12 protein-coding genes and 1 pseudogene are annotated in these 10,223 nt (G+C 45.7%); 9 read left to right on the forward strand and 4 right to left on the reverse strand.

What is annotated here, in order from left to right:
• Positions 1 to 21: 21 nt before the first annotated feature.
• The 4 genes from EAO36_RS07730 to EAO36_RS07745 form a co-directional block, all read right to left on the reverse strand.
• Positions 22 to 375: a hypothetical protein gene (locus EAO36_RS07730; RefSeq protein ID WP_120948052.1), complete on the reverse strand. Its 354-nt coding sequence runs from the start codon at positions 373 to 375 to the stop codon at positions 22 to 24.
• A 111-nt stretch (positions 376 to 486) separates the two neighbouring features.
• Positions 487 to 1,722, reverse strand: a complete 1,236-nt coding sequence (gene mqnF, locus EAO36_RS07735) for an aminofutalosine deaminase family hydrolase (RefSeq protein ID WP_185962978.1) — start codon at positions 1,720 to 1,722, stop codon at positions 487 to 489.
• Positions 1,703 to 2,968: an amidohydrolase family protein gene (locus tag EAO36_RS07740; protein WP_120948050.1), complete on the reverse strand. Its 1,266-nt coding sequence runs from the start codon at positions 2,966 to 2,968 to the stop codon at positions 1,703 to 1,705. The genes mqnF and EAO36_RS07740 overlap by 20 nt, the downstream gene beginning before the upstream one ends.
• Before the next feature lie 9 nt (positions 2,969 to 2,977).
• Entirely contained in the window at positions 2,978 to 3,709 is a 732-nt protein-coding gene (locus tag EAO36_RS07745) for a cytochrome c biogenesis protein CcdA (RefSeq protein WP_120948049.1), read from the reverse strand.
• Positions 3,710 to 3,804: 95 nt separating this feature from the next.
• Here EAO36_RS07745 and EAO36_RS07750 point away from each other — a divergent pair, with 95 nt between their 5' ends.
• The 9 genes and pseudogenes from EAO36_RS07750 to EAO36_RS07790 form a co-directional block, all read left to right on the forward strand.
• Positions 3,805 to 5,214: a DEAD/DEAH box helicase gene (locus EAO36_RS07750; RefSeq protein ID WP_120948048.1), complete on the forward strand. Its 1,410-nt coding sequence runs from the start codon at positions 3,805 to 3,807 to the stop codon at positions 5,212 to 5,214.
• A gap of 1 nt (position 5,215) precedes the next feature.
• Positions 5,216 to 6,136, forward strand: coding sequence for a branched-chain amino acid transaminase (locus EAO36_RS07755; protein WP_120948047.1), 921 nt, complete (start codon positions 5,216 to 5,218; stop codon positions 6,134 to 6,136).
• 11 nt (positions 6,137 to 6,147) lie between these two features.
• On the forward strand, positions 6,148 to 7,254 hold the full coding sequence (locus tag EAO36_RS07760; RefSeq protein ID WP_120948046.1) for a prohibitin family protein: 1,107 nt from the start codon (positions 6,148 to 6,150) through the stop codon (positions 7,252 to 7,254).
• 16 nt (positions 7,255 to 7,270) lie between these two features.
• Entirely contained in the window at positions 7,271 to 7,798 is a 528-nt protein-coding gene (locus EAO36_RS07765) for a DUF2393 domain-containing protein (protein ID WP_120955958.1), read from the forward strand.
• Positions 7,799 to 7,873: 75 nt separating this feature from the next.
• On the forward strand, positions 7,874 to 8,365 hold the full coding sequence (locus tag EAO36_RS07770; protein ID WP_120948044.1) for a flavodoxin: 492 nt from the start codon (positions 7,874 to 7,876) through the stop codon (positions 8,363 to 8,365).
• Between the two features lie 56 nt (positions 8,366 to 8,421).
• Positions 8,422 to 8,991: a hypothetical protein gene (locus tag EAO36_RS07775; RefSeq protein ID WP_120948043.1), complete on the forward strand. Its 570-nt coding sequence runs from the start codon at positions 8,422 to 8,424 to the stop codon at positions 8,989 to 8,991.
• 143 nt (positions 8,992 to 9,134) lie between these two features.
• Positions 9,135 to 9,587 carry a TonB-system energizer ExbB gene (exbB, locus tag EAO36_RS07780; protein WP_120948042.1) on the forward strand — a complete coding sequence of 151 codons (453 nt, stop codon included), beginning with the start codon at positions 9,135 to 9,137 and terminating at the stop codon, positions 9,585 to 9,587.
• Positions 9,588 to 9,590: 3 nt separating this feature from the next.
• Entirely contained in the window at positions 9,591 to 9,980 is a 390-nt protein-coding gene (gene exbD / locus EAO36_RS07785) for a TonB system transport protein ExbD (protein ID WP_120948041.1), read from the forward strand.
• Positions 9,946 to 10,223 (forward strand): annotated as a pseudogene (locus EAO36_RS07790) (energy transducer TonB); the annotation flags it as partial. The gene exbD and the pseudogene EAO36_RS07790, both read left to right, overlap by 35 nt.

The raw sequence follows: 10,223 nt of genomic DNA on the forward strand, positions 1-10,223 counted from the left end.
GGAATTTTTAAGATAAGCGAGTTACTTTTGTTCCTTTGTCAAGTGTTTTTGTAATGCCAAGCATAGGGCATTGTTAGATTTAAAGGTTTGGAGTTGGTCTTGCGCGTCTAAAAAGAAACAAGGCTTATTACTCACATTGACCAAGCGCAAAGCTTGGATATAGGTTTCAAGCGTGTCTTTATCATAAGTATTCTCTTCAAAGAGGCGCAAACGAGTTTGTTGGGTTGTGGGGCTAAGGTCTTTACCCAAGGGCATGTCAAACTTCCAAACTAAAAGATTAAAGGCGAAGTCCCACTGCGCGTATCCGATTGCTCCTCCCCAGCAATTCTCTTCGGTAAGGATACAAGCGTGCGTGGCTAGCTCGTAATCTTGCACGATCTTAGGGATAGGGGTTTTCTCTTTGTCGTGTTTATCCCAAATGCCCTCTTCATAATTATTATAAAAAGCAGGCGGATCTTTAAGCCCTTGTGTTAAAGATTTTTGCCATTAGTTCTTTGCTTGCCATATAACCAACTTTCCCCCCACATACACGACTTTGGCTTTTTTGGCGTGCAAAAGCCAGTTGAGCGCATCAGCAGGTGTGCCTTTGCCCTTAAAGCTAAAGATCGCCAAATCGGCTAATTTTCCTGCCTGCAAGCTCCCATTATTCAAGCCCAATGCCTGAGCGGCATGCCAAGTTGCACTCAGGATAAGCTGGATGGCTAATTCTTTCAATGGGGCTTGATAAGCAAAAAGGGCGGTGCGTAATTCCTCTAAAAAATCTAAGTTGTAGTTGGAACTTTTACCATCGGTGGCGATGCTAAGAGGGATACCTAGTTTTTTAAGTGGGGTTGGGTCTAGCACTTGCCCGCTTAATAAGCGGTTAGAACGGGGGCAACTAATTAAGGTCAGTTGGGCGGTTTTTTTAGCGTATTTTAAATGTTCTTCTTTAGCAAAAAGCCCATGCACAAGCAAGAGGCGTTGATTTTTAAAGAGGTCTAAAAATTCCGCCACGCTGTGATACAGGGGCTTGGGGTTGGGCACGCCTAAAATGTCCGTATAAAAGCGCGCAAACCAGCCCTTTTGTTGCTCTAGCCATTCTAATTCGGCTTGGGATTCTAAAAAATGTGCCGAAATAACGGGGCTTTTAATGGTGCTTAAGACCTTTTTGGCTAAATCTTTATGTACCGAGTAGGGCGCATGGATGGCGATTGCGGGCGTGAATGTAGGGCTTTTATGTTGCAAGGAGAGAGCATGGCGTTCTTGGAAAGTTTGCAAAGCGGGCTCAATGGGTGCACTGCCACCAAGCAACTCATCAAAAAACACCACCCTTAGAGGGGAGTTGGCTAGCAAAGTGCGATCCAACCCGTAGCTACTAATTGCCCCCACGCTTGCCACCCCGCTTTTGAGCTGTTCAGCGATGGCTTGTTGGATACTTTTATGGGAGTGGCGTAACACGCGATCGCGTTGTTGGATAACACTGGTTAGCCATGCCTCAAAACTCCCATACGCAAAGCTATCTTGCTGGTTAGAAAACTCAAAATGCACATGGGGGTTGATCAAAGCGGGCAAGAGGACACAATGGGGGTAAAACACGCTCAAGGCTTTAGGGTGTGAATCCACCAAGTGCGCATAATCCCCCACTCTGGCAATATGCCCCTCTTGGATTAAAAGTCCGCTATTTTGAAGAATGCTAAAATTAGGATCGCAGACCCAAAGCCAGCTAGCTCCGATGATTTGCATAGACAATCTGCTCTCCTTGTAAAACCCACTCCACACACCCCTGTAACATTTGCCCCTCATAAATGCTGATCGGGTTGGAAACTTTAAAGGTTTGCTCTAAATCCACCAGCATTAATCTAGCTTGCTTGCCCACAGCCAACACGCCATAATCTAGCCCTAGCAAGCGTGCTGGGTTGGTGGCCATCAATTCTACCAGCCGTGCTAGAGTGGTGATTTGGGACTTGATCAAGAACGTATAGGCTAGCGCAAAACTCAGATCAATGCTATTCATCCCAAAGGGGGCATCTTCAAAGATTTGCACACGGGGGGTATGGGTATAGTGTAGGCTGGTTAAGATGTCAATTTGATCCAAATGTGCTTGTAATTGCTCTTGGTGGGCTTTGCTTTTGAGGGGGGGTAAAATCTTGCTACGGGGATCGTAATGTTTATAAATGCTCTCATCTAGGATCAAATGGTGCAAGGGGGTTTGCACCCACAAAGGCGCGCCCAAAGATTTAAAGGCTTGGGCTACTTGCAACGCATCTAACTCCACCACGCTATCAAGCAACACGCTTAATTTTGTGTGTAAAGCTAACCCAGCGTATTTGCCCACTTCTTTAACTTGAATCAAGCGGCTCACAGAGGGCAAACCCAATTCATAGGCTAAGGGGCTTTCATCAAGCATCGCCAAACTGGATCGCCCCTCATACCCACGCACCCCACACACCAGGGGCAAGTTTAACATTTTGGCATAATCTAGGGCGGGCAAAAGTTTTTGCCCCTCTATATTGTAAATGTAGAGACAAACCTTTGTACGCTCTAAGAGTTGATCGCAAAGCATGCTCAAGTTTTGCAGGCGTTGCTGGCTGTTGAGCGGATGCAAACAAAGCAAATCCCCATCAGCTAGGGCTCTTTGCACCGCGCCATAGTCTAGGGGATTTAAATTGTCTTGGTGATCCTCAAACACGCTTAAGGGCTCCATGCGGGGCTCGCTGAGCGAGTAAAGCGGGGCTAGAGGGATTCCCATTAAAGTCCCCACACCTCCCTTATAGGCTTGTTGCTTGAGCTGGGTATAAGTGGAGGTGTTGAGATTGTGTAAAAACACACCTAGATCGATCAAACTGGGTAAAAGGGTCTTGTTTTGGCAATCTAGCACCACCTCATCTGCTTTAGCTGGCAACTGGGGGCTAATTTGGGTGATCACCCCCTCTAAAACCCGCACGCATGTAATTTCCCCATTTTCTAACCTGGCATTTTGGAGCAACATCACACTTCCTTAAAATTGCAACAAAAATGCGCCCAGATCGTCCATCTTGCCACTGATAATCAATGCGCCCATCAACACTAAGACAAGCCCTGAGGCGATCTCAAACCAATGGGCGTAACGGCGTGCTTTTTTAAGCATTTCTAAGGCTCTTTGCACCATCAATGCCACCACCAAAAAGGGCAACCCAAAGCCCACAATGAACACAACAAGTAGTGCCATCCCATAGACTTGTTGCGAGCCACTTAAAATGACAATACTGGTAAAAATGGGTCCAATGCATGGAGTCCAACCCAGAGCAAAGCCCGCCCCTAAGATAAAGGGCATTAATGCCTGTAAGAATTTATTTTTAGATTCAAACGAGAGGTTAAAATTTTTGGAGCGGTATAAAAAATTAAAACGCAAGATGCCCAAAAAATGCAAGCCAAATAAGATCACAATCCCCCCAGAGACATAACGCACCCATGCACCAACTAAATAATTGTGCATGATTTTAGCCATGGATGCACCAATGAGCCAAAAGATCAGCCCAAAGCCTAGCACAAACAAACAAGCCTTGCCCAACACCGCAAAGCGGTTAAACTGGCCACTCTTAAGCTCATCTAGGGAACTTTGGGAGATGTAGGACATATAGGCAGGGAGCAGGGGCAACACACAAGGGCTTAAAAAAGCCAATAGCCCCGCTAAAAAAGAGGCAATAAGAGGCATGCGATCAAAAATAGAGAGCAAGGCATCATCAAACATTCAGTTATCCTGCTAGAATTTCTGATATAATACTATGGATTTATTTAAAACTAAGATCGCGATCAAACCTTAAAGCAAGGATCAAGAAAACCCCCATGCCAGAACAAAATCCCACCCCTCAAATTCCCCAACCATCAGATATTGTACCCCGTTCTTTTAAAGATTTGGGCTTGAACTCGAGGATTTTAAAATCCATCGCCGATGTGGGTTTCACCCAGCCTAGCCCCATTCAAGAAAAGGCAATCCCCGCTGTCCTAGAGGGTAAAGATGTGATTGCCCAAGCCCAAACAGGCACGGGCAAAACCGCCGCTTTTGCTCTGCCCATTATCCAAAATCTCAAAAACGACAAGAGCATTGAGGCTTTGGTGATCACACCCACTAGAGAGCTAGCCATGCAAATTAGCGATGAGGTCTTTAAGCTGGGTAAAAATTCCCGCACCCGCACCATTTGTGTTTATGGCGGGCAAAGTATCAAAAAACAATGCGAGCTTTTGGAGCGCAACCCCCAAGTGATGATCGCTACGCCGGGCCGCCTCTTAGATCACCTCAAAAACAAACGACTCAAGAACTTCTCCCCTAAAGTGGTGGTGCTTGATGAGAGCGACGAGATGTTAGACATGGGCTTTTTAGATGATATTGAGGAGATTTTTGACTACCTCCCCAGTGAAGCGCAGATTTTGTTATTCTCCGCCACCATGCCTCCACCCATTCGGGATTTAGCCAACAAGATTTTACAAGACCCCATCTCCATCCACATCGCCCCCACCCATGTCACCAATGCGGACATCTCCCAACGATTCTATGTGATCAACGAACATGAACGCAACGAGGCGATCATGCGTTTGTTGGACAAAGAAAACCACACCAAGAGTATTATTTTTATGCGTATGAAACGCGAAGTTGATGAGTTGCACCAATTTTTGAGTGCCAAGGGCTATAAGAGCACACCCCTACATGGTGATATGGAACAACGCGCGCGTCGTGAGTCTATTCAGGCCTTTAAGACCAAGCGTGCCGATGTGTTGGTCGCTACCGATGTGGCTAGTCGGGGCTTGGACATTAGCGACGTCAGCCATGTGTTTAATTACCACTTGCCCCTCAACACCGAAAGTTATATCCACCGCATCGGGCGCACGGGGCGCGCGGGCAAAAAGGGCGTGGCGATCACTTTAGTAACCCCTTTAGAGTATAAAGAACTTTTGCGCATGCAAAAAGAGATCGGCTCTAGCATTGAGCTTTATGAAATCCCCAACATGGATGAAGATCGCTTAGTGCAAGCCTTAAACAAAGTCGATGTGGATGCGGAAGTGGTGAGCTTGTATGAACAACTCACCGAGCAATTTGAGCCCTCTCAGCTAGTTTTAAAGCTCTTGAGCTTGCAATTTAAAAGCCACAAGATCAACCTAGAGGAGGTCCTCCACACACGCACAGCCACGCCACACGCCTCTAAGGGCAAATTTAGCAAACCACACGGGCGATCTCATAAAAACCGCACGAGGAGATAACATGCCAATCCCAGCTACTTATGCCAACTCCCCCTATATTTGGCAAGATGGAAAATTAGTGGATTTTAAGGATGCTACTATCCATGTTTTGAGCTATAGCCTGCACTATGCCAATGCCGTTTTTGAGGGTATCCGTGCCTACAAAAGCCCCGAGGGTATGTTCGTCTTTAGACTGCACGATCACCTCCAACGACTCCTAGACTCGGCTAAAACCCTGATGCTAGAGATTCCCTATAGTTTAGAACAGCTCGAACAGGCTACTCTAGAACTTTTAAGGGCGAATCAATGTGGTGAAGATACCTATATCCGTCCCTTAATTTTTATGGGTTTGGGGACTTTGGGCGTATGCAACCCCACCCCCCCCATCCATACAATCATCGCTTCTATGCAATGGAGAGCGAATGAGATACATGGTATTAAGGTCAAAACCAGCTCATTTAGTAAGCCTAGCGTGCAAGCTAGCCCTAATCGCGCTAAAGCCAGTGCGCATTATCTAAACTCGCATCTAGCCAAACAAGAGGCTTTGTTATGCGGGTGCGAGGAAGCCTTGCTTTTAGACACACAGGGCTTTGTGGCAGAAGGCTCGGCTGAAAGTTTGTTCATTGTTTCTAAGGGGACACTCGTTGCCCCGCCTTTGGATTCAACTTTGGATTCGATCACCCGCCAAACCATCCTAGAGTTAGCCCACCACCTCAAAATCCCCACTTTGCAAAGACGCTTGGTGCGTGAGGAAATTTACACGGCACAAGAAGCCTTTTTTGTGGGCACGGGGGCAGAGATCACGCCCATTAAATCCCTAGACTTTAGAGAAATCGGTAACCCCAATAACGCCCCCATCACCCAAGCCCTATCCAAAACTTATATGCAACTTGTCAGAGGACAACTCAATCATTTTAATCACTATTTAACCCCCTTGAATTAAGAAGGAAATGAATGCCCATTGATCTAAACGAGCACCTGAAGCGCAAACAGACCCCTAGCCCTGAAAATAATACCCCCAATCATCCAAACCCACCCAAGAGCAACAACCCCAAGCCCCCCACCTTGCCCTCTAATTTTTTGCAATCTAAACGATTTACAAGCCTGATCATTGTCATTATCGTGGTGATCTTGCTCATCTTGGCCAAACCCTTCATGGTAATCCAATCGGGTGAAATTGGCATTAAAATCACGGCGGGTAAATACGACCCCATTCCCCTGCAACCCGGGATTCACTTTTTTATCCCCATTGTGCAGGATATTTTGGTGATCGATACGCGCGTGCGCACCATTAACTTTTCCCGCACAGAAGATATGGGCATTGTGGGCAAGAATCAAGGGATTTTCCGCAACGACGCGATCAATGTCATGGACTCTAGGGGACTCACGGTTTCTATCGAGCTCACCGTGCAATACCGCCTAAACTCTCAAACCACGCCCCAAACCATCGCCACCTATGGCTTGAGTTGGGAGCAAAAAATCATCAACCCGGTGGTGCGCGATGTGGTGCGCTCGGTGGTGGGGCGCTACCCAGCTGAGGATTTGCCCATTAAGCGCAACGAGATTGCCGCCTTGATCAATACCGACATCAATAAAGAGGTCTCTAAGCTCCCTAACTCTCCGGTGGAATTGACCTCTATCCAGCTACGCGAAATTGTCTTACCCGCTAAGATCAAAGAACAGATTGAAAAAGTACAGATTGCACGTCAGGAATCCGAGCGAGTCAAATACGAGGTGGAACGCGCCAAACAAGAAGCCCAAAAGGCGGCGGCCTTGGCTAAGGGTGAGGCAGATGCTAATCGCATTAGGGCACAGGGTGTTGCCGATGCGATCGTGATTGAAGCTAAAGCTAAGTCGACTGCTAACTTGAACATTGGGCAGAGCTTAAATGAACGCCTCTTGCAATTACGTCAAATTGAAACACAAGGACAATTCAATGAAGCCTTGAAAACGAATAAAAATGCCCAAATCTTTTTGGTCCCCGGTGGTGCCGTGCCCAATATCTGGCTAGATACTAAAAGTAAGCCCAAAAGTCTAGCTGGGCATGTTGAAGGGAAATAACTAGGGCGTAAGTTGCATGGAGAGCATTTTAGGGAGTATCCAAGAGCACTTGCGGATTTTTTGGAATTACACCAGTTTATTTGCGGTGGTGATCTTTTGTTTGCATTATGCGTTTTTTCTTTGCTTTTTTATCTTGGGATTGGCGGTGCGTGGGTATATTGCCACTTTTTTGTACATGCTCTCTTTTATCTGTCTTTTTGGTGCCCCCTTTGGCGTGCATTATCTCCTAGACCAACAGCTTTTTAAAATCCATGCTCAAGTGGAGCAAGCCTACGCCTTTACCTACACCGATGCATTTGAGGCTAGAGTGCAAATCACTAATGAAGGACGCATGACAATCCACCAATGCGCCTTGCGTTTGGATGTGCTCAAACCAGCAAGTAACAAGCTTCAAGAGTTTCTCTACCAATGGCTTTTTGAGCACACCTATATCCAAACTTTTAAAGTGGTCCTAGCCCCCAAACAAACACACCTCTTTAGCCTGAGCATTGAGCATTACCCCCATAAACAAACTCCCTTCAAACTCTCTAGTGCTTGTTATTAATCTGAGATTCCAAAAATTTGGATAGAATAGCACCAAGCCAGCTTTGGCTTGGAAATTATCAATCAAAGGAATGTTATGGCAGTTGGTATTTTTTATGGGACGGATAGTGGTAATTCTGAAACCATTAGCAACAAGATCGCAGGGCACTTTGGTGGTGCAAAAGTCTTTGATGTGAGCAAAGCCTCTAAAGCCGATTTTGATAGCTTTAGTTCTGTGATCTTGGTTGCACCTACAGCTGGTGCGGGTGATTTGCAAGCCGATTGGGAGGAATTTTTGGGGACCTTGGATGATGCGGATTTTGCTAGCAAAACCATTGCACTTGTGGGGTTAGGCGATCAAGACACTTATTCAGATACCTTTGCGGAAGGCATTTTCCATATTTACGAAAAAGCCAAAGCGGGTAAAGTTGTGGGCTTTACTTCTACAGATGGTTATAATTTTGAAGGTTCTCGATCTGTTGAAAATGGTAAATTTGTCGGCCTTGTTTTAGATGAAGATAACCAAGATGACCTCACCGATGGGCGCATTGAAGCGTGGGTCAATGAAGTCAAAGGTGCGTTGAGTTAAACCCAACTTGCAGTTTTTCGCAAAATTCGTTAGAATGGGGCCAAAAAGGATTTTTGATGTCTCCACAGTACAATGTGCGTTTTCTCTTAGCTTCTAGCGTTTTAGGGGCTTTGATTTGGAGTGCTTGCGCCTCTAGTCCCCAGAAGCGGGTTTTTTTGCAAAACATGCCCAGATGGATGATTGAAGATCAGAGTATGTATGTCAATCGGGGAATTGATAGCTCACATATCATCGATGGGCAAGTGGTGCGTTCTGAGGGCATTGCTAGAGAGCGGGCCAGATTCCGTGTCGCCATCCACATTGCTAACAAAATCAAAGAGTTTTACAAGCAATCTCAGAACGCCCGGCAAAAGCCCTATGATGAGGTAATTTTTACCCAAATCACCCAAGCCATCGCAGCCAGCCTCGATCAGGAAGTCCAATTAGGCGAATATATCAACCCTAACAACCAAGAGGTTTTTATGCTTGTGCGTGTTGATGGTTATCAACCCGCCCGTTTAGAACGCTTGTTGCTTGATATCAAGGCCCTGGATGTTGCAACCGTGCGTCTTATTTTGGCTAAGGTCCAGACTATCTTCAAAGCCGCTTTGAGCTATGACGAGGTGGAAATCCCCAAAAGCATGTAGTTTTTAGGGGGGTGGGGCTTAAAATAAGAAGAATAGTTATATCTATTCTTGTTGTTATAAAAAAAACTTTTATATTGACTTTTTATTACAAAGACAATACAATACACACTTCAATTTTCTAAGATTAGAATAGAAGGATGGTTATGGGCGAAGGATTCTCTGTCAAATTGGTGGGCGAATATGTGGATATTGGCATCTTCACGGCTTTGGGGATCATGAGTTTTATTGCGCTGTGGTTCACCATTGAGCGCATTATCTTTTATACGAAATTGGATTTCAATCTATATGAAGACCCCGAAAAATTGGATTTGGACTTGACCAAAAACCTCACTTCGCTCTACATCATCTACTCCAATGCCCCCTATGTGGGGCTTTTAGGGACGGTTTTAGGTGTGATGGTTACTTTTTATGACATGAGTACGAGCACCACTGGGCTAGATGCTAAGGCAATCACGCTGGGCTTATCTCTAGCCCTCAAGGCTACCGCTTTTGGGTTACTTGTGGCAATCCCTACCTTGATGGTGTATAACGCCTTGCTCAGAAAAGTAGATGTGTTATCCGAACAATTTAGGCTTTTAACCAAAAAGAAGGCCTAGGGCATGCGATCTAGAATACGGCGCGGTGATGGACTCAATATTGTCCCCTTTATCGACGTGATGTTGGTCTTGCTTGCCATTGTATTGAGCGTCTCAACTTTCATCGCGGAAGGCAAGATTAAGGTTAGCTTGCCCAGTGCTAGTAGCGCGCAAAAACAACAAAAAGAGGAGAAGAAAATCACCATTGTGGTGGATAAAGCCGATGGGATTTACATTGATGACAAGCCCAAGAGTCTAGAGGATTTGCGTGCCCTCATTGCCAAGACGGACCCTAAAGTCTTAATAGACTTGCGGAGCGACAAAGACTCTAAATTTGGGACTTTTATCAACATTATAGACATTCTCAAAGATCAACATCATGAAAACTTCTCCATCTCTACAGAAAAAAAGTAAGTTTTCAACAAGTGTTAGTTTTGCGATTACGGCAGTCCTTTATGCCGTTGGGCTATGGTTTATCTTTACAAATGACCCTTTCAAGGTGGAGAATCTAGCCCAAGCAGGTACCCAGAGCATGACCATGAGTTTGGCAAGCATTGATACACGCTCCCAACATCTCCAGCACGCCGAATCTACACCCCCCACCCCCAAACCCATCGAAAAACCCAAGCCTAAACCCAAACCAAAACACCATGAGAA

This window comes from Helicobacter mehlei (genome assembly GCF_003660265.1).
Lineage (GTDB): Bacteria > Campylobacterota > Campylobacteria > Campylobacterales > Helicobacteraceae > Helicobacter > Helicobacter mehlei.

Coding starts and splice junctions, on each gene's coding strand:
- mqnF (WP_185962978.1), bottom strand. CDS start 1,722: ATGCAAATCATCGGAGCTAGCTGGCTTTGGGTCTGCGATCCTAATTTT.
- EAO36_RS07740 (WP_120948050.1), bottom strand. CDS start 2,968: ATGTTGCTCCAAAATGCCAGGTTAGAAAATGGGGAAATTACATGCGTG.
- EAO36_RS07745 (WP_120948049.1), bottom strand. CDS start 3,709: ATGTTTGATGATGCCTTGCTCTCTATTTTTGATCGCATGCCTCTTATT.
- EAO36_RS07750 (WP_120948048.1), top strand. CDS start 3,805: ATGCCAGAACAAAATCCCACCCCTCAAATTCCCCAACCATCAGATATT.
- EAO36_RS07755 (WP_120948047.1), top strand. CDS start 5,216: ATGCCAATCCCAGCTACTTATGCCAACTCCCCCTATATTTGGCAAGAT.
- EAO36_RS07760 (WP_120948046.1), top strand. CDS start 6,148: ATGCCCATTGATCTAAACGAGCACCTGAAGCGCAAACAGACCCCTAGC.
- EAO36_RS07765 (WP_120955958.1), top strand. CDS start 7,271: ATGGAGAGCATTTTAGGGAGTATCCAAGAGCACTTGCGGATTTTTTGG.
- EAO36_RS07770 (WP_120948044.1), top strand. CDS start 7,874: ATGGCAGTTGGTATTTTTTATGGGACGGATAGTGGTAATTCTGAAACC.
- EAO36_RS07775 (WP_120948043.1), top strand. CDS start 8,422: ATGTCTCCACAGTACAATGTGCGTTTTCTCTTAGCTTCTAGCGTTTTA.
- exbB (WP_120948042.1), top strand. CDS start 9,135: ATGGGCGAAGGATTCTCTGTCAAATTGGTGGGCGAATATGTGGATATT.
- exbD (WP_120948041.1), top strand. CDS start 9,591: ATGCGATCTAGAATACGGCGCGGTGATGGACTCAATATTGTCCCCTTT.